Raw genomic sequence first — 17901 nt, forward strand, 5'->3', positions numbered from 1 at the left:
GGGACGACGTCGGCCCTCAAGGGTCATTTGAGTCTACGTTAGGGGGGGCCGCACAAGGCCAGTGCAGATTGATCACACCTTCCAGAGTGTGAGAAAGCACCTCTTCCTCACCACACCGCCCTCGGCGGGCTCCCCGCCGGTTGGCGTCCGGAGCCGGTCAGGACGGGGGATGCCACTGGTCGGCGGTCGTGCCGGCGCTGCCCAGCAGCCGGGGAGTGAGGGCGCCGAGGACCGCGTCGCGGGCGCGGAGCGCGAGCCGACCACGGGCCTGGAGCACCGCCGACATCCGTCGGGTCTGCCGAACCGTCGCCGCCACCCGGGGCCGTCGGGTCCGGTCGTAGGCGACGACCGCGTCCGGCAGCCGGGACTCCCGGAGCAGTGCAGCCAGGGTGGCGGCATCCTCGAAGGCGAGGCAGGCCCCCTGCCCCAGGTGCGGGGGCATGCCGTGCGCGGCGTCACCGAGCAGCACCGCCCCGCCCGGACCGGTGGGAAAGCCGTACGTGCGGGGCAGCGGGCGCAGCTCGCGGATCTCCCGTTGGACCAGGTCGGCCGGGTCGGTGGCGTCGAGTAGATCGGCGATGGGTGCGGGCCAGCCGGCGTACCAGCGACGCAGCAGGGCGAGCTGGGTCTCCGGCGACTCTGGCCGGGGCGCACCGGCGGCGGTGGCCACCCAGTAGATCCCGCCGCGGCTGGAGGCCCCGGACGAGCCCCGTTCCCCGAGCGACACGTAGATGAAGCGGTACCCGGCACCGAGGATCTCCCCGGTCGGCGGCAGGTCGGCGGGGAGTTGGTGCGCCCGGTACCACGGGATCACCGCCCGCCACGCGGCCGAGCCGCAACTGACCACCGCGGCCTCCGGTGCGAGTTGCGCCCGAGCCACGCTGTCGAGACCGTCGGCGGCGACCACCAGGTCCGCCTCGTAGGTATGTCGGCCGTCACCGACCGACGGTCGGGCGCCCGGCTCCGCGCGAACCGAACGGAGGGTCACGCCGGTCCGCAACTCCACACCCTCGCCCAGCCCGGCCATGAGCGCGTCGTGCAGGTCCTCCTGGTGCACCACCACCGGGCTTCGGTCCGCCGGGACCGGACGGGGCCGCACCAGCTGGTGTCCGTCGGGTCGGCGCACCCCACTGCTCGCCAACGGGGTGGCGATCGCGTCGAGCCCGGCCGCGAGGCCGAGAGCCCGCAGTGCGCGCACGCCGTTGGGCCAGAGCACCACCGCGGTGGGTTCCGGACGGATCCGGTCGGCGCGCTCGACCAGCGTGACCTGCCAGCCGGAGCGCGCCAACGCGCCCGCGACCGCAAGGCCACCGACACCGGCGCCGACCACGACCGCGCTCCGCATGCGGCCCTCCTCGCTCAGCTGTCGCGTTGGTCGGCGGAGCGGGCGGCATCCGCCGGCCGGTCGGTGGGCGGGTCGTCACGTGAGCCCCCGATCTCCGACCGCGACGCTGTCTCGCCCGTCTCCTGCCAGTGCCGGAACTGCTCCTCGGCGACCACCTGGTAGCCCTCCGGCGCCGCCGGCTGGGCACTCGCCTCGCGAGCGGAGAGGTCGACCTGCGACACGTCAGACTCGGGCACGGACACCAGCACCTCACGGATCGGGACCAGGTACTCGCGCGGTCCGCGCACCCGCAGGAAGTAGATCAACGCAGCGAGGAAGACCACCGCCGCGGTCCAGACGTTCAGCCGTACGCCGAGGATCGTGTTCGCGTCGTCGGTACGGATCATCTCGATCCAGAACCGGCCGGCCGTGTAGCCCAGCACGTAGAGCGCGAAGGCCCGGCCGCGGCCCAGCTTCAGCCGCCGGTCGAGGAGGAAGACGAAGGCGGCCACACCCACGTTCCACAGCGCCTCGTAGGCGAAGGTCGGATGGTAGAGCCCCGCCTCGAGGATGGGCGTCCCGGCGTCGTCACGCAGGGCCCGGCCCGTCTCCGGGTCCATCCGGTGGATCTCCAGGCCCCAGGGCAGCGTGGTGCGCCCGCCGTAGAGCTCGTTGTTGAACCAGTTGCCGAGCCGCCCAATCGCCTGCGCCAGCGGCAGCCCCGGGGCGAGGGCATCCGCCACCACCGCGAACGGAATACCGAGCTGACGGGCGGCATACCACGCACCAAGCGCGCCACCGGCCACGGCACCCCAGATACCAAGACCCCCCTCCCAGATGGCGAAGGCCTTGAGCGGCTCGCCACCGGTGCCGAAGTACTTCTCCGGCGAGGAGATCACGTGGTAGATCCGGGCCCCGATGATGCCCGCCGGCACCGCCCACACGGCGATGTCGAGCACCGCCCCCGGCGCCACCCCGCGTTGCCGCAGCCGCCGCTCGGTGACCCAGCAGGCCACCACGATGCCGACGAGGATGCAGAGCGCGTACGCACGAATCGGCACCGGGCCCAGCTGCCACACGGCGGTGGTCGGACTGGGCAGGGCCGCCAGAGGGGTCTGCGAGGCGAGGGTCACGAGTGCACAGGCTACCGCCGATCGGCCTTGCCGTGGCACCCCGGCCCGCGCGGCCGGTGGTGCGCACCTCCCGACCCGTCGGGCCGGTCGCCGGCCAGGGCCGGCGTCAGCGAGCCGGGCTCCGGACGCCAGCAGCGAGTTCGGCGCTCAGCTCACGCAGGGCGGTCAGCCCCGCCGGCAGACTGGCGGCATCGAGCAGGCAGCGGATCAGGGCACTGCCGACGATGACGCCGTCAGCGAACCCGGCCGCCGTACCGGCCTGCTCCCCGGTGCCGATCCCGAGGCCAATGCCGACCGGTAGGTCGGTAACCGCCCGAACCCGGGACGCCAGCACCGGAGCCGCCGCCGAAGCCTGCGTACGGGCCCCGGTGACCCCCATGATCGCGGTCGCGTAGACGAATCCCCGGCAATGCTCGACGGTCATCTGCAGCCGAGCGTCGGTGGAGGAGGGCGAGACGAGGAAGGTCCGGTCCAGCCCGTACGCGTCGGAGGCGGCCAGCCACTCCTGCGCCTCGTCGGGAATCAGGTCAGGCGTGATCAGCCCGGTGCCGCCCGCCGCGGCGAGGTCCCGGGCGAAGGCGTCAACACCGTACTGCTCGATCGGGTTCCAGTAGGTCATCGTCACCACGGGCGCGCCGGTCGCGGCCACCGCGTCGACGATGCGCAGCGTGTCGGCGACCCGGACCCCACCGGCCAGGGCGATGTCACTGGCCCGTTGGATCACCGGACCGTCCATCACCGGGTCGGAGTACGGAATCTCCACCTCGATGACGTCCACGCCCGCCTCGACCATGGCGGTCATCGCGGCGATGCTGCCCTCGACGGTCGGGAACCCGGCGGGCATACAGCCGACCAGGACGGCCCGGCCCTCAGCCCGAGCCTGGTCGAACGCAACCCCGATGCGACTCACGCTGTCACTCCTTGTCGAGGACGCCGAAGTACTCCCCGGCGGTGTGCACGTCCTTGTCACCACGGCCGGAGAGGTTGACCACCACCACCGGCTCCCGGCCCAGCTCGGCGGCGAGTTCCGGGGCGATCGCGACCGTGCCGGCCAGCGCGTGGGAGCTCTCGATCGCGGGGATGATGCCCTCGGTACGGCAGAGCAGCTCGAAGGCGGCCATCGCGTCGGCGTCGGTCACCGGCCGGTACGTCGCCCGGCCGGTGTCGTGCAGCCAGGCGTGCTCCGGCCCGACGCCCGGGTAGTCCAACCCGGCCGAGATCGAGTGCGACTCGACGGTCTGACCATCGGCGTCCTGCAGCACGTAGGTCCGGGTCCCGTGCAGCACGCCCGAGGAGCCACCGGTAATGCTGGCCGCGTGTCGACCGGTCGCCGGCCCGTCCCCGCCGGCTTCGAAGCCGTACAGGCGCACGCTCGGGTCATCGACGAAGGCGTGGAAGACACCGAGCGCGTTGGAGCCGCCGCCGACGCACGCGGTGACCGCGTCGGGCAGCGCACCGACCAGGTCAAGGCACTGCTGGCGGGCCTCGTCGCCGATGCCCCGGACGAAGTCGCGGACCAGGGCGGGGAAGGGGTGCGGGCCGGCCGCCGTACCGATCAGGTAGTGGGTGTTGTCGACGTTGGCGACCCAGTCCCGCATCGCCTCGTTCATCGCGTCCTTGAGCGTGCGTGACCCGGCGGTGACCGGCACCACGGTGGCGCCCAGCATCCGCATGCGCGCCACGTTCAGCGCCTGCCGTTGGGTGTCCACCTCGCCCATGTAGACCACACACTCGAGATCGAACAGGGCGGCCGCGGTGGCGGTGGCCACCCCGTGCTGGCCGGCGCCGGTCTCGGCGATGACGCGCCGCTTGCCCATCCGCTTCGTCAGCAACGCCTGGCCAAGCACGTTGCGCACCTTGTGCGCCCCGGTGTGGTTGAGGTCCTCCCGCTTCAACAGCACCTGTGCGCCGATCTTGGCGGAGAGCCGCCGGGCCGGGTAGAGCAACGAGGGGGTGCCGGCGTAGTCGCGGAGCAGGGCGGCGAACTCGGTCTGGAACGACTCGTCCCCCATCGCGGTACGCCAGGCGCCGTCGAGCTCGTCCAACGCGGCCACCAGGGCCTCGGGGACGAACCGGCCGCCGAACCGGCCGAAGTGACCGGTGGCGTCCGGGTATCGACCGGTCGCGGCGGGCATGTCGACGCTCATCGCGGCTCCCTTCGTTCTGACCAGCGCGCGCTCAGCGCGCCGGACGGGGTGTCGCTGGGTGGTTACCGGCGTTGACCAGCTCGGCCACCGCCTCACGGGGGCTCTTCTGGGTAACCAGGCCCTCGCCGACCAAGACCGCGTCGGCACCGGCCGACGCGTACCGGATGAGGTCATGGGGACCGCGCACCCCCGACTCGGCGATCTTGACAACCCGGCTCGGCAGGCCGGGCGCGATCCGCTCGAAGACCGACCGGTCGACCTCCAGCGTACGCAGGTCGCGAGCGTTGACTCCGATCACCTGGGCGCCGGCCTCCAACGCCCGGTCCGCCTCCTCCTCGTCGTGCACCTCGACCAGGGCGGTCATGCCCAGCGACTCGATCCGCTCCAGCAGGCCAACCAGCACCTTCTGCTCCAACGCCGCCACGATCAGCAGCACCAGATCGGCGCCGTGCGCCCGCGCCTCATGCACCTGGTAGCTGGAGACCACAAAGTCCTTCCGCAGCACCGGAACATCGACCGCGGCCCGGACGGCGGCGAGATCATCCAGCGAACCACCGAACCAGCGCCCCTCGGTGAGCACGCTGATCGCCCGGGCACCACCAGCGGCGTATTCGCTGGCGAGGTCGGACGGATCGGCGATCTCCGCCAGCCGCCCCTTGGACGGCGAGGAGCGCTTCACCTCGGCGACCACCGCCACGCCGGGCCGACGCAGGGCCGCATACGCATCCAGCGGTGGCGGGGCGGCGGCGGCCAGCTCTCGAATGCGCTCCAGCGGGACCTGCTCCTGTCGCCGAGCCACATCCTCGCGTACTCCGGCCAGAATCTCATCCAGCACGCTGGGCTTCGCCGAACCGGCGTCGCTTCCGCCCACGTGCGCATGCTCCGCAGTCACCAACGCTCCCCTCTCCGGGCGTCATGGGCCGATGCTAGGCGGCGTACCCGATACCGGCTGCCGGGGGTATGGCGCTTCTCACGAATCGGCTTGCGGCATAATGCCCAACCTCCAGTGAAGGTGAGCTCACACACAGCCATCACCTCCCGGCCGCCGATCAAGGGCGATGATCATCGACCACAGTCAGCCCGAGTATTGACGTGACGCTATCCGGCGAGCTGATCATCAGCCGGGCGCACCGGGGCGGGGCTGTGAGCAAGCTCAAGGCCAGCGGACTCTTCCCAGGTCAGTGCCGCGAAGGCAGAGTTGACGCGGCGGACACTCCGACGAACGTGAGTCGACGAGCATTTCTCTCGGGCAGACTCGATTCAGCGTCCGCCCGCGCCACCCACCGACCTCCGGGATTGATCATGAGCACTGAGAGCATCGGCCTCACCACCATCTCCCGTACGGTCGCCTCGCTCGCCGTCGGCGTGGTGCACACACTCGAACGCGCCGTGGTCGGCGAGGCGCAGATGCGCACCGCACGGGGCAACGCGTGGGAGGCCGTCTGCGCCGACCGGGCCCGCGCCGACCAGCGGGCCGAGTTGGACCGGATCATCGCCGAACTCACCGCGGACCGCGACCCGCAGCCAATGGGCTGAGTCGGCAGACCAGCCGGACCGGCCGCGGTCGGTGCGGAGCAGTCAGTCGTCCGTCGGATCCGCACCCCGATCCAACGCGTCCCAGGCGTCACCGGTGCTCCGGCCCGACACCGGGCCGGTCGCCGCCCCCGCTGACCGCTCGTATCGAGCGCCCATCACCGACCATCGGTCCCCCCGGGCCGCGGTCAGCACGCCGGCGACCGCGGCGCACCCGCCGCCGAGCAGGCAGAGCAGTGGCCACTGCCGACTGACCGCGCCGCTGAACCCCGCGAGCAGGCCATACCCGCCACCAGCGGCCACCACCGCCGCGAGCCCGGTCAGCACGCCGCCGAGGAGCCGCCGCACCCGCCCCCGGGTGGCCAGCACCGCGCCCCATCCGGCGAGGGTGACCAGGGCCAGTGCGGGCAGCCAGGGAAGTAGCTGCGCACCGGTGCGGGCAGCGCGGACCGGTGGCAACGGGGCGGGGCGGGGCTCCAGCTCGACCACCCAGGCCCGGGTCACCGCCCACATCGAAAGGCCCGCTCCGGCTACCCCGAGGAGCACGGCGTAGACCAGTTCCCGCCGGCCGGTCCGGGGCTGCCCCGGACCGGCCTCCTCCCGAGCACTCACCGGGCCGCACGCAGGGTCTCGGCCGCGGCGATGGCGGCCAGCACGGCGGCAGCCTTGTTCCGCGTCTCCTGCTCCTCGGCGGCCGGATCGGAACCCGCCACCACACCCGCGCCGGCCTGCACGTAAGCGCGCCCACGATGAATCAGGGCGGTACGGATCGCGATCGCCATGTCGAGGTCACCGCCGAAGCCGAAGTAGCCCACGGTGCCGCCGTAGAGCCCACGCCGTACCGGCTCCAACTCCTCGATCAGCTCCATCGCCCGAACCTTGGGGGCACCGGAGAGGGTGCCCGCCGGGAAGGTCGCGACGAGCGCGTCAAAGGCGGTGCGGTCCGCGGCGAGTACACCGACCACCGTGGAGACGATGTGCATCACGTGGCTGTACCGCTCGATCGTGGCGAACTCGGGCACCTCGACCGTGCCGGGTCGGCAGACCCGCCCCAGGTCGTTGCGGCCCAGGTCCACCAGCATCACGTGCTCTGAGCGCTCCTTGGGGTCAGCGAGCAGTTCGGCGGCGAGTTGGGCGTCGGCCTCCGGCGAGTTGCCGCGCGGTCGGGTGCCGGCGATCGGATGCAGCAGGGCACGCCGCTCTCCGTCCACCTCGGTGGCCACCTTCAGGTGCGCCTCGGGAGACGAACCGACGATGTCGAAGCCATCGAAGCGCAGCAGGTACATGTACGGGCTGGGGTTGGTGGCCCGCAGCACCCGGTACACGTCGAGCGGGTCGGCCTCGGTCGCCCGTTCAAAGCGCTGCGACAGCACGATCTGGAAGCACTCACCGGCCCGGATCGCCTCCTTGGCCGCCACCACCGCCTTCTGGTAACCGCTCTCGGGCGTACGGCAGCGCACGTCTCCGACGGGCGCCGCGCCAACGGTGGAGGCCATCGGCGGAATCGGCCGGGACAGCGCGGCAGTCATCGCGTCCAGCCGCCCGACCGCGTGGTGGTATGCGGCGGTGATCGCCGCCGCCCGATCCGGCGCCTCCGGCGGCGGCAGGATGGCGTTGGCCACCAGGAGCGCCGAGCCGTCGTAGTGGTCGAGCACCACCAGATCAGTGGCGAGCATCATCCCCAGCGCGGGCAGGCCGAGGTCGTCCTCGGTGCGTTCGGGCAGCCGCTCGAAGTGCCGGACCAGGTCGTACCCGAGATAGCCGACCATGCCCCCGGTCAACGGCGGCAGCCCGACGGTGTCGTCGGGAGGTGGCCCGGCGAGAGCGGCGACGGTGTCCCGAAGCACCGCGACCGGGTCGCCGGCGGTGGGTAGCCCCGTCGGGGGCTGACCCGTCCACACCGCGACGCCGTCGCGTTCGGTCAGGGTGGCCGCGCTGCGGACCCCGATGAAGGAATACCGGGACCAGGTCATGCCGGTCGAACCGACGCCTTGCTCGGCGGATTCGAGGAGGAAGGTGCCCGGACCACCGGCCAGCTTGCGGTAGACGCCGACCGGCGTCTCCGCATCGGCGAGCAGCCGCCGGGTGACCGGCACGACCCGCCTCCCGGCGGCCTGCTCGGCGAAGGTCGTCGCGTCCGGACGGACGGTGCCGTCGGTCATGACCGAACCTGCCGTTCGTCGCCGGACACACCCGTGACCGGCAGGTTGTTGTGGAAGCAGGATCGCCGGCCGGTGTGACACGCCGGACCGACCTGGTCAACATCGACCAACAGGGCGTCTCCGTCACAGTCGAGGGCGACAGCGCGGACGTACTGGTGATGTCCGGAGGTCGCGCCCTTGACCCAGTACTCACCGCGGCTGCGGGACCAGTAGGTGGCCCGACCGGTGGTCAGCGTCCGGTGTAGCGCCTCATCGTCCATCCAGGCGAGCATCAGCACCTCGGCGGAGCCGTACTGGCGGACCACCGCGGCGAGGAGCCCGTCCGACGTTCGGCGCAGGCGCGCGGCGATGGCCGGGTCCAGGTGGGACGGCCGGGCCGGACCGCCGCTCGGGTCCGAGCCGGGCAGGGCGCCGGGCGACGGCGCGTCAGGTACGGGCATAGTCACCCATTCTCCGATACCCGACGGGCGGGTGGTACGGCACCCGTGCGCCTTGCTCACCCAATGAAATTCACCTACCGTTGAGTTCAACGATAGGTCTTTGCCCAGGAGGTGCGCAGTGCAGGACGCCATCGCCCTTCGCGACCTGGTTGTCGACCGGGGCGGGCGACGGGTGCTGTCCGGAATCAACGCCACCGTGCCGTGCGGGACGGTGACCGGCCTGCTCGGGCCGAGCGGCAGCGGTAAAACCACGCTCCTGCGGGCACTGGTCGGGGTGCAGGTCGTCACCGCTGGCACGGTCACCGTCCTGGGGCACCCGGCTGGCGCCCCACAGCTACGCCGGCGGGTCGGCTACCTGACCCAGGCGCCGAGCGTCTACGCGGACCTGACCGTCCGGGAGAACGCCCGCTACTTCGCCGCCCTACAGGGGCGGGGCAGCGCCCAGGCCGACCAGGCCGTGACCGACGTCGGGCTGCGGGCAGCCGCCGGCCAGCTGGTCGCCACCCTCTCCGGCGGCCAGCGCAGCCGGGCCTCACTGGCCTGCGCGCTGGTCGGCGACCCGGAGCTGCTCGTGCTCGACGAGCCGACCGTCGGTCAGGATCCGGTGCTACGAGCGGAGCTCTGGGCCCGGTTCCACGCGATGGCCGCAGCCGGCACCACCCTGCTCATCTCCAGCCACGTGATGGACGAGGCCGCCCGCTGCGACCGGCTCCTGCTGATTCGCGAGGGGCGGCTGATCGCGAACGACACACCAGCGGCGGTACGCGCGGCGACCGGCGTGGACGATCTGGAGGAGGCGTTCCTGCGGATGATCCAGGCAACCGAGGCCGGCACGGCCGGGCAGGAGGCGTCGTGAATCCCCGAATCCTCGCCGCCACCACCGGCCGCATCCTGCGCCAGCTGCGCCACGACCGGCGCACGGTGGCGCTGCTCGTGGTCGTGCCCGCGGCGCTCCTCACGGTGGTCTACTACATGTACGCTGACCAGCCGACACCACCGGGCCAGCCGGCGCAGTTCGATCGAATCGCGCTGGTGCTGCTGGGGTTCTTCCCCTTCATCATCATGTTCCTGGTGACCAGCATCGCCATGCTGCGCGAACGCACCAGTGGCACACTGGAACGGCTACTCACCACCCCGTTGGGCAAACTCGACCTGCTCTTCGGGTACGGCATCGCGTTCGGCCTGGCCGCCGTGGTGCAGGCGGCGATCGCAGCCGCGGTGGCCTACTGGCTGTTCGATCTCGACACCGCCGGTAGCAGCGGGCTGGTCATCCTGATCGCGGCGGTCAACGCCGTGCTCGCCGTCGCGCTCGGACTCTTCTGCAGCGCCTTCGCCCGGACCGAGTTCCAGGCCGTACAGTTCATGCCGGTCGTGGTCGCCCCGCAGCTGCTGCTCTGCGGGCTCTTCGTGCCCCGCAACGAGATGGCCGGCTGGCTCCAGACGGTCAGCGACGTCCTGCCCCTGTCGTACTCGGTCGAGGCGTTGCAGGAAGTCGGCTCGAGCGCCGAACCGACCGCAACGATGTGGCGCGACCTTGCGATCGTGGGCGGCGCCACGGTGTTGGCGCTGGTACTCGCCGCCGCCACCCTGCGACGACGCAGCGGCTGACCCGGCGACGGCAACGAACGAAGGGCGACGATGGTACGACGGATCGGACGGCGACCCGGCAACCCGGACACCCGGGCGACGATCCTGGCGGCGGCCCGGACCACCTTCGCCGAACGGGGCTTCGACAAAGCCTCCATCCGTGCCATCGCCGCCACCGCCGGCGTGGACCCGGCGCTGGTGCACCACTACTTCGGCAGTAAGGACAAGCTCTTCCTCGCCGCGATGAACGCTCCGGCCGACCCGGCCGAGGTGGTACCGACGGTACTCGCCGGTGACCCCGACCAGGTCGGGGAACGGCTGGTCCGCGCCTTCCTCGGCATCTGGGACTCCCCCGCCGGCACCCCCGCGGTGGCGCTGCTGCGCTCGGCGGTCAGCAACGAGTGGACCGCGCGGCTGCTCCGCGAGTTCCTCACCACGCAGGTGCTGCGCCCGGTCCTCGACCACCTCGTCGTGGATCCGGCGCAGGCACCGCTCCGCGGGTCGCTGGTGGCCAGCCAACTCTTCGGCCTGGCAATGGCGCGCCACGTGCTCCGGCTCGAGCCGATCGCCAGCGCTGCCCCCGAAACACTCATCGGCTCCGTCGGCCCCACCATGCAGCGCTATCTCACCGGCCCGCTGGAGGGCTAGCCGCCCCGCTGAGGGGCTGAGTCGCCGCCGCTGAAGGGCTGCGTCGCTCGCCCCGCCGCAATCACCGGGTCTGCTCCAGCCACGAGGCGTAGAGCTTCCCGTACACCGACTCGGCGTCGCGGACCAGCTCCTCGTGCGCACCCCGCTGCACGATCCGCCCTCGATCCACCACGATCACCTCGTCGGCTGCCTGTGCCGTGGAGAGCCGGTGCGCGATGGCGAGCGTTGTCCGGCCCCGGGTCACCGCGTCCAGGGTGCGTTGCAGACGCACCTCGGTCGCCGGATCGACCGCGCTGGTGGCCTCGTCCAGCACCAGCAGATCCGGGTCGGCGACGTACGCACGGGCGAGCGCGACCAACTGCCGCTCGCCCACACTCAACGCCTCACCACGCTCCCCCACCGCGGTGTCCAGGCCCGCCGGGAGGCCGTCCAGCCAGTCCGCCAGCCCCAGCTCCACGAAGGTGGCGATGAGCTGCTCGTCGGTGAGGTCCGGCCGAGCGAAACGGACATTCTCTGCGACCGTGGCGTCGAAGAGGAACCCGTCCTGCGGGACCATCACCACCCGCGAACGCAGCGAGCCGAACCGCACCTCCCGCAACGGCACCCCGGAGAGCAGCACGTCCCCCTCGGTCGGATCCATCAGCCGGGTGAGCAGCTTCGCGAACGTCGTCTTCCCACTGCCGGTCTCGCCGACCACCGCCACCCGGCTCTTCGCCGGAATCTCCACCGAGATGTCGTGCAGAACCGGTGCGCCCCCCGGATAGGCGAAGCCCACCCCGACGAACCGGATATCCAAGGGACCCGGCGAAAGCTCCCGCCCCGCCTCGCCGGGGTCCGCGACATCCGGCTCGGCATCCAACACGTCAAGTACCCGCCGCCAACCGGCGATCGCGTTCTGCGCCTCGTTGAGCACCTCAGTGGCGATCTGCACCGGCTGCACGAAGAGGGTCACCAGGAACAGGAACGCGGTCACCTCCCCGACGCTCAACGTGCGGTCAGCGCCGAGCAGCACCCCCAGCACCACCACGCCGGCCAACGCCAACCCGGCCGCGATCTCCCCGACCGAGCTACCCAGGATGCTGATCCGGATAGCCCGCTGCTGGGCCCGCCGCTGGCTGTCGATCGCCTCGTCGAGCCGGCGCGCGGTGCGCCCGGAGATGCCGTACGCCCGGATCACCGACGCGCCCACCACGCTCTCGGCGATCGCGCCGAGCAGCGTGCCGGTGCGCTGCCGCACCATCCCGTACGCGCCGGCGAGCCGCCGCTGGATCCGCCGGATCACGAACACCGCCGGGCCGAACGCCGCGTACACCACCAGGGTCAGCTGCCAGGAGTACGCGAGCATGACCGCTGTGGTGACCACCAGCTGACCGAGGTTGATCAGCAGGATCACACCGCCCCACTGAAGGAACTGGGTGATCTGGTCGACATCGCTGGTCACCCGGGACACCAACGACCCACGCCGCTCGGACTGCTGGTGCAGCATCGACAGGTCGTGGACGTGTCGGAAGGCGCGAACTCGTACGTTGGAGAGGGCTGTCTCACTGACCGTGAACAACCGCCGCATCATGAGGTACCCGCAGGTAGTGGTCACCACGAGCACCGCCGCGGTGACGGTCACCACCGTCCAGATCACATCCAGGCGGAGGCCGCCGGCGATGCCGTTGTCGATGCCCTGCTGCACCGCCACCGGCACGGCCGCCCGACCAACCATGTAGACCAGCGCCAGGCCGAGCGTGCCCGCCAACCCGACCCGCAACTCCGGGGAGAGCGCCAAGCCTCGCCGCAGCGTCCGCCAGGTCGACTCAGCCGCCGCCTCCGGCGCCATGGTGCTACTACTCACCGGTCCCACCCTTCGCTCGCGACTGCGGGGCTCGCAAGCTCACTCCTCGCACTCACCGGTCCCACCCCTTCGCTCGCGACTGACTCACCGGTCCACCTCCAGCTCGAGGCCGGTTGTCAGCGGCGGCGGGACCTCGTCGTACTCCTGCTGCTGGGCCTGCTCCACATCGGCCTGCTCGTAGGCGGTGACCAGCTCGGCGTAGCCGGGCACGGTGGCGAGCAGGTCGGGGTGCGTGCCCCGGGCTACCACCCGCCCGTGCTCCAGGTAGACCACCTCGTCGGCCAGGGCGATGGTCGCCCGCCGGTAGGCGACCACCAGGATCGATGTCGCCGCTTTTCCCGGCTCCGCGGCGCGCAGTCCGGCCAGGATCGCCGCCTCCACCCGCGGATCGACCGCGCTGGTCGCGTCATCCAGCACCAACAGACGCGGCCGACCAACGAGGGCCCGGGCCAGGGTGAGCCGCTGCCGCTGCCCCCCGGACAGCGACGTGCCCCGCTCGCCGACCCGGGAATCCAGGCCCTCCGGGAGAGCGGCGACGAAGCCGTCCGCCCCGGCCAACCGCAGCGCCGCCCACACCTGCTCATCACCGAGGCCGGGCCGGTCCAGGGTGATGTTCGCCCGCACCGAATCATCAAAGACGAACGGCACCTGCGCCACGAGTGCGACGGTACGGGTCAGCGAGTCCGCGGTGAGGTCACGTACGTCCACCCCGTCCACCTCGACGGTGCCCGCACGCGGGTCAACCAGCCGAACAGCGAGCGAGGCGATGGTGGACTTCCCCGCGCCGGTCGGCCCGACCAGGGCGACCGTCCGCCCTGCCGGAACGGTGAAACCGACCTCACCCAGCACCTCGGTGCCGGGCAGGTGCGCCTCGGCCGGCTCGTACGCGAAGTGGACGTCGCGGAAGGTGAGCGTTGCCGGACCGGCGTCGTCGGGGTCGAGCGTCCTCGCGCCGTACGGCATCTCGCCGGTGGCGTCGAGGACCCGCCGGACCCGTTCCCAGCCGGCGACGCTGCGCGGCAGCTCGGCCAAGACCCAGCCGATCGCGCGGACCGGGAACGCCAGCACGGTGAAGAGGAAGGCGACGCTGACCAGCTCGGCCACGCTGATCGCGCCCTGCCGCAACCGGAGAGTGCCGACCACCAACACGGCGAGCGTCCCGAGGCCGGGCAGGGTTTCCAGCATGGGATCAAAGAACCCGCGCAGCCGCCCCACGGACACCAGCGCATCCCGCAGGTCGCGGGCGCGCGCGGCGAACCGCTCGGTCTCCTGCGCCTCCCGGCCCATCGTCTTGACCACCAGCGCGCCGTCGAAACTCTCGTGGGCGATGCCACTGACCTCGGCCCGCAGCCGCTGGGCGCGGTCCTGCCGGGGCGCCATCCGGCGGGAGTAGACGACGTTGACGGCGAAGAGCGCCGGGAAGACACCCAACCCGACCAGGGCGAGCGCCCAATCGGTGACGAAGAGTGAGACCACCGCACCGACCAGCATCACCAGCGTGCCCACGGCGAAGGGCAGCGGGGCTACCGGGTGCCACGCGGCCTCGACGTCGGAGTTCGCGTTGGACAGCAGGGTTCCGGTGGCGTTGCGCTGGTGCCAGGAGAGCGGCAGGTCAAGATACCGGCGGGTGACCTGACGACGGTAGGCGGCCTGGAGCCGAAACTGCATGTAGCCGGCCCCGAGTCGGCGGCCGAGGATGCCGACCACCCGCAGCACGCTGAGCCCGAACAACGCAACGGCGGCCAGGGCGAGCGCAGCGGCGGGCACCGAGCCCTCGGCGATCGCCGGAACGACCACGTCGCCGACCACCGCACCCACCACGTACGCGCTGGTGACGACCAGCAGCCCGAAGAGCACACTGGAGCTCGCCGCGACCGCGAAGATCCTGGGTTGCTCCCGAATCGCCCGGCCGAGGACGACCAGCCCCCGCCACAGCACGTCCCGACTCGTCCCGCTCGCCACGTTCTCCCCCGCCGTAAGTCGCCATTATCTCTCTCATCCTTACCCGCTGGAACCCGGTCTGCCGAGTCGGGCGGGCCCCGGTGCGGTGCAATCGGCACAGCGAGCGTGTTGGGCCTACCATCAGGACATGCCGCAGTACGCCCGATCGGAGCGAAAGACACTCGCCGACCTGATGCAGACGCTGGGACCGGACGCACCCACGCTCAACGCGGGTTGGACCACCCGGGACCTCGCCGCCCACCTGGTGCTCCGGGAACGCCGCCCGGACGCCGCTGGCGGCATCCTGTTACCGCCGCTACGCAAGTACGCCGAGCGGGTCCGCCGACAGCTCGCCGCCCGCCCCTGGGATGGCCTGGTTGACCAGGTACGTCGGCCGCCGGTGTGGAGCCCGATCAGCAATCCGCTGCTCGACGAGGCGGCCAACACGATGGAATTCTTCATCCACCACGAGGACGTTCGCCGGGCAGAAGCCCACTGGCAGCCCCGCGACCTGCCGGCGGGGCTGCAACAGGCGTTGTGGCAGCGGGCATCGGGGCTGGCCCGGCTGACGCTGCGCCGTTTCCCCGCCGAGGTGCTGGTCCAGGCCCCGGGGTACGGGCAGCGAGCCGCCGGTCGGGGCGGCGAGCAGCTCCGGTTGGTGGGTGCCCCCAGTGAGTTGGTGCTCTTCCTGAGCGGACGGCAACGGGCGGCGCGGGTACAGATCGACGGCCCGACGGGCCCGGCAGACCGGCTGCGCGACGCCCAGCTGGGGCTGTGAAACGCCCGTACGATCGACAAGCGCCGCCGGCCAGCCGTGCCTGAGCCCGCCGGATGGCGGAAGCATCACCGTCTGGGCTGGCGCTGCGCGCGGTTCAGGCGATGACCGCTGGCTCCGACCACTGCGGCCGGCCGACGCGGTCCAGGCCGTAGCGGGCGGCGGCGATCCGGTCGACCGCCTCCACCAGATCGGCCTCGGGAAGGGTGAACGGCAACCGCAGGAAGCGCTCCAGCGTCCCGTCCAGACCGAACCGGGGGCCGGGGGCGAGGCGAACGCCCACCTGCTCGGCGGCGCGGGCGAGTGCGCTGGAGACCGGACCGTCGAGCTCCGCCCAGAGGTTGACTCCGCCCTGCGCCACGGTCACCCGCCACTCGGGCAGGCGCTCGGCGAGGGCACCGAGCAGGACGTCCCGCTGGGCGGTGAGCTGGGCTCGCCGGGCCGCCACGATCGCCGGCCCCTGCGCCAGTAGGTGGACGGCGACCAGCTGGTCCAGCACCGGACTCGCCATGTCCACCCCGATGCGGACGGCGGCGAGCCGCTGCACCTGTGGCGCGGACGCACGGATCCAGCCGATCCGCAGCCCGCCCCAGTACGTCTTGCTCATCCCCCCGATGGTGAGCACCCGGGAGTGTCGGTCGAAGCTGGCCGTGGGCGGGGGCATCACCACACCGTCCAGGGACAGGTCAACAAACGATTCGTCGATCACGAGTTCGGAGCCGACGGTGTGCGCGGTGGAGACCAGCCGTTCCCGTAGCTGGGCCGACATCAGGTGGCCGGTCGGATTCTGAAAGTCGGGGATCAGGTAGGCCAGCTTGGGCCGCCCCTGGCGGAGGGCGCCAAGCAGGAGGTCAGCGTCCCAGCCAAGGGCATCCGGGGCGAGGCCGTGAGTGCTGATACGCGCCCGCCGGGCGTGCAGCGCGGCCAGGGCGTTCGGGTAGCTGGGCGCCTCCACCAGGACACTGCTGCCCGGACTATGTGTGAGACGGAGCACCAGGTCCAGGGCGTGCTGGGTGCCATTGGTGACCATGACCTGCTCGGGTGAGGTGGGTAGGCCCCGATCGTCGTACGTGCGGGCGATGGCCTCCCGCAGTTCGCTGATACCGATCGGGTGGTAGCCCGCCCCACCCAGGTAGCGGGGCAGGTCCGCGGCGGCGGCCTGGGCGGCGGGCAGCAGCTCGGGCGGGGCGGCAAGGGCCGCGACTCCAAGATCAAGCATCTCGCGGCCGTCGAGCGGGGTCCAGAGGCCGCACCCCGCCATCCGATGGTTGCCGGGGAGCATGGTCCAGCTGCCAGCACCTCGCCGGCTGGCGAGATGGCCGCTGTCGCGAAGCTCCCGGTAGGCCGCGGTGACCGTGGTCCGGCTGATCCGCAGCGCCTCCGCCAGCTCCCGCTCGGCCGGCAGCCGAACGCCCAGCGACAGCCGCCCATCGGCGAGCAGCCCCCGGACGGCCGCGGCCAGCGCCGCGTAGTCGGGGCTACGTCGACGGCCGGGAAGCGCATGCCACTGACCGAGCAGCCGGGCCAATTGGGTTCCGCGTATCTGACTCGTCATGGGGCCACTCCAGCAACATTGGCTCTACTGGTTACTTGATTGGCTACTAGATTGGCACGGGTGAACCAGATTGGCAATCTCAGCTACCGGCCCGCGCGACGGCTGACCCAGCTCTACGCTGGGCTCACCCTCTACGGCGTGAGCCTGGCCCTGATGATCCGCTCCGGCCTCGGCCTGGACCCCTGGGACGTCTTCCACCAAGGGCTCGCCGGGCACACCGGGCTCTCCTTCGGCACGGTGACCATCGCGGTCGGGGCGCTGGTGCTGCTGCTGTGGATCCCACTGCGGCAGCGGCCGGGCCTCGGCACGGTCAGCAACGTGGTGGTGATCGGTCTCGTGGTGGACGCCACCCTCGCCCTGCTACCGGCGGACCTGCCGCTCGCCACCCGAACCGCCCTACTCGTCGGCGGGATCGTCGCCAACGGCACGGCGACCGGACTCTATCTCGGCGCCCGGCTCGGCCCCGGCCCCCGCGACGGCCTGATGACCGGCTTCGTCGCCCGCCGGCCACGATTCTCGATCCGGCTCGTCCGCACCACCATCGAGGTCGCCGTACTGGGGCTGGGCTGGCTGCTCGGCGGCGCGGTCGGCCCCGGCACGGTGGCGTATGCCCTGACCATCGGCCCGCTGACCCAGTTCGTGCTGCCCCGCGTGACGGTCCCTCCTCCGCCCAACCCCACCCCGCCCAGCCCCACCCCGCCCACCTCCACCCCAGTCCCGGCTCCCGGTTGAGCCGTGCACTCCCGCGCACCGTCCCCGTCACGCCCGCCCCCCAGCGGCTGTCCGGCCTACCGGTAGCGACGCACAGGACGA

At 71.8% G+C, this 17901-nt stretch carries 17 protein-coding genes; 6 read left to right on the forward strand and 11 right to left on the reverse strand.

Annotated features, from left to right (window positions below):
• Positions 1-157: 157 nt before the first annotated feature.
• The 5 genes from SALPAC6_RS0101265 to trpC all read right to left on the reverse strand — a co-directional run bounded on the left by SALPAC6_RS0101265 (position 158) and on the right by trpC (position 5439).
• On the reverse strand, positions 158-1345 hold the full coding sequence (locus SALPAC6_RS0101265) for an FAD-dependent oxidoreductase (protein ID WP_018251631.1): 1188 nt from the start codon (positions 1343-1345) through the stop codon (positions 158-160).
• 14 nt (positions 1346-1359) lie between these two features.
• The gene (lgt, locus tag SALPAC6_RS0101270; protein ID WP_018251632.1) at positions 1360-2457 is read right to left on the reverse strand and encodes a prolipoprotein diacylglyceryl transferase; all 1098 of its coding nucleotides are present in this window, start codon (positions 2455-2457) and stop codon (positions 1360-1362) included.
• 106 nt (positions 2458-2563) lie between these two features.
• Positions 2564-3367: a tryptophan synthase subunit alpha gene (trpA, locus tag SALPAC6_RS0101275; RefSeq protein WP_018251633.1), complete on the reverse strand. Its 804-nt coding sequence runs from the start codon at positions 3365-3367 to the stop codon at positions 2564-2566.
• Between the two features lie 4 nt (positions 3368-3371).
• A complete protein-coding gene (gene trpB / locus SALPAC6_RS0101280) occupies positions 3372-4604 on the reverse strand; it encodes a tryptophan synthase subunit beta (RefSeq protein ID WP_018251634.1) in 1233 nt (410 codons plus the stop codon).
• Positions 4605-4635: 31 nt separating this feature from the next.
• Positions 4636-5439 carry an indole-3-glycerol phosphate synthase TrpC gene (gene trpC / locus SALPAC6_RS0101285; protein ID WP_026189222.1) on the reverse strand — a complete coding sequence of 268 codons (804 nt, stop codon included), beginning with the start codon at positions 5437-5439 and terminating at the stop codon, positions 4636-4638.
• Positions 5440-5906: 467 nt separating this feature from the next.
• Between trpC and SALPAC6_RS0101290 the strand changes: the two genes are divergently transcribed.
• Entirely contained in the window at positions 5907-6140 is a 234-nt protein-coding gene (locus tag SALPAC6_RS0101290; protein WP_018251636.1) for a hypothetical protein, read from the forward strand.
• A gap of 42 nt (positions 6141-6182) precedes the next feature.
• On the opposite strand, the gene SALPAC6_RS0101295 is transcribed toward SALPAC6_RS0101290, so the two are convergent.
• The 3 genes from SALPAC6_RS0101295 to hisI are packed head-to-tail and all read right to left on the reverse strand — an operon-like array spanning position 6183 to position 8739.
• Positions 6183-6749: a Trp biosynthesis-associated membrane protein gene (locus tag SALPAC6_RS0101295; protein WP_018251637.1), complete on the reverse strand. Its 567-nt coding sequence runs from the start codon at positions 6747-6749 to the stop codon at positions 6183-6185.
• Positions 6746-8299 (reverse strand): anthranilate synthase component I, encoded by a 1554-nt coding sequence (locus SALPAC6_RS0101300; protein ID WP_018251638.1) that lies wholly within the window; start codon positions 8297-8299, stop codon positions 6746-6748. The genes SALPAC6_RS0101295 and SALPAC6_RS0101300 overlap by 4 nt, the downstream gene beginning before the upstream one ends.
• Positions 8296-8739 (reverse strand): phosphoribosyl-AMP cyclohydrolase, encoded by a 444-nt coding sequence (hisI, locus tag SALPAC6_RS0101305; RefSeq protein ID WP_018251639.1) that lies wholly within the window; start codon positions 8737-8739, stop codon positions 8296-8298. The genes SALPAC6_RS0101300 and hisI overlap by 4 nt, the downstream gene beginning before the upstream one ends.
• Before the next feature lie 118 nt (positions 8740-8857).
• Here hisI and SALPAC6_RS0101310 point away from each other — a divergent pair, with 118 nt between their 5' ends.
• From SALPAC6_RS0101310 to SALPAC6_RS0101320, 3 genes are read left to right on the forward strand one after another with little or no spacing between them, the layout of a single operon-like run.
• A complete protein-coding gene (locus tag SALPAC6_RS0101310; protein ID WP_018251640.1) occupies positions 8858-9595 on the forward strand; it encodes an ABC transporter ATP-binding protein in 738 nt (245 codons plus the stop codon).
• Positions 9592-10347, forward strand: coding sequence for an ABC transporter permease (locus SALPAC6_RS0101315; RefSeq protein ID WP_018251641.1), 756 nt, complete (start codon positions 9592-9594; stop codon positions 10345-10347). The genes SALPAC6_RS0101310 and SALPAC6_RS0101315 overlap by 4 nt, the downstream gene beginning before the upstream one ends.
• Positions 10348-10377: 30 nt before the next feature.
• Positions 10378-10974: a TetR/AcrR family transcriptional regulator gene (locus SALPAC6_RS0101320; RefSeq protein ID WP_018251642.1), complete on the forward strand. Its 597-nt coding sequence runs from the start codon at positions 10378-10380 to the stop codon at positions 10972-10974.
• Between the two features lie 61 nt (positions 10975-11035).
• Here the strand turns inward: SALPAC6_RS0101320 and SALPAC6_RS0101325 are convergent, their stop codons facing one another.
• Both SALPAC6_RS0101325 and SALPAC6_RS0101330 read right to left on the reverse strand, forming a co-directional pair.
• Positions 11036-12802 carry an ABC transporter ATP-binding protein gene (locus SALPAC6_RS0101325; protein WP_018251643.1) on the reverse strand — a complete coding sequence of 589 codons (1767 nt, stop codon included), beginning with the start codon at positions 12800-12802 and terminating at the stop codon, positions 11036-11038.
• Positions 12803-12901: 99 nt separating this feature from the next.
• Positions 12902-14779 (reverse strand): ABC transporter ATP-binding protein, encoded by a 1878-nt coding sequence (locus SALPAC6_RS0101330; RefSeq protein ID WP_050563424.1) that lies wholly within the window; start codon positions 14777-14779, stop codon positions 12902-12904.
• A 127-nt stretch (positions 14780-14906) separates the two neighbouring features.
• Here SALPAC6_RS0101330 and SALPAC6_RS0101335 point away from each other — a divergent pair, with 127 nt between their 5' ends.
• A complete protein-coding gene (locus SALPAC6_RS0101335; RefSeq protein WP_018251645.1) occupies positions 14907-15536 on the forward strand; it encodes a TIGR03085 family metal-binding protein in 630 nt (209 codons plus the stop codon).
• A 94-nt stretch (positions 15537-15630) separates the two neighbouring features.
• Here SALPAC6_RS0101335 and yczR read toward each other — a convergent pair whose 3' ends face one another.
• Entirely contained in the window at positions 15631-17088 is a 1458-nt protein-coding gene (yczR, locus tag SALPAC6_RS0101340; RefSeq protein WP_020493528.1) for a MocR-like transcription factor YczR, read from the reverse strand.
• Between the two features lie 60 nt (positions 17089-17148).
• On the opposite strand from yczR, the gene yczE reads away from it, so the two are divergent.
• Complete coding sequence (gene yczE, locus SALPAC6_RS0101345; RefSeq protein WP_018251647.1) at positions 17149-17820, forward strand: membrane protein YczE; 672 nt, start codon at positions 17149-17151, stop codon at positions 17818-17820.
• Positions 17821-17901: the final 81 nt, after the last annotated feature.

The sequence above is a fragment of the Salinispora mooreana genome (assembly GCF_000379065.1).
GTDB classification, from domain to species: domain Bacteria; phylum Actinomycetota; class Actinomycetes; order Mycobacteriales; family Micromonosporaceae; genus Micromonospora; species Micromonospora mooreana.

Coding starts and splice junctions, on each gene's coding strand:
- SALPAC6_RS0101265 (WP_018251631.1), bottom strand. CDS start 1,345: ATGCGGAGCGCGGTCGTGGTCGGCGCCGGTGTCGGTGGCCTTGCGGTC.
- trpB (WP_018251634.1), bottom strand. CDS start 4,604: ATGAGCGTCGACATGCCCGCCGCGACCGGTCGATACCCGGACGCCACC.
- SALPAC6_RS0101290 (WP_018251636.1), top strand. CDS start 5,907: ATGAGCACTGAGAGCATCGGCCTCACCACCATCTCCCGTACGGTCGCC.
- SALPAC6_RS0101300 (WP_018251638.1), bottom strand. CDS start 8,299: ATGACCGACGGCACCGTCCGTCCGGACGCGACGACCTTCGCCGAGCAG.
- hisI (WP_018251639.1), bottom strand. CDS start 8,739: ATGCCCGTACCTGACGCGCCGTCGCCCGGCGCCCTGCCCGGCTCGGAC.
- SALPAC6_RS0101320 (WP_018251642.1), top strand. CDS start 10,378: ATGGTACGACGGATCGGACGGCGACCCGGCAACCCGGACACCCGGGCG.
- SALPAC6_RS0101325 (WP_018251643.1), bottom strand. CDS start 12,802: ATGGCGCCGGAGGCGGCGGCTGAGTCGACCTGGCGGACGCTGCGGCGA.
- SALPAC6_RS0101335 (WP_018251645.1), top strand. CDS start 14,907: ATGCCGCAGTACGCCCGATCGGAGCGAAAGACACTCGCCGACCTGATG.
- yczR (WP_020493528.1), bottom strand. CDS start 17,088: ATGACGAGTCAGATACGCGGAACCCAATTGGCCCGGCTGCTCGGTCAG.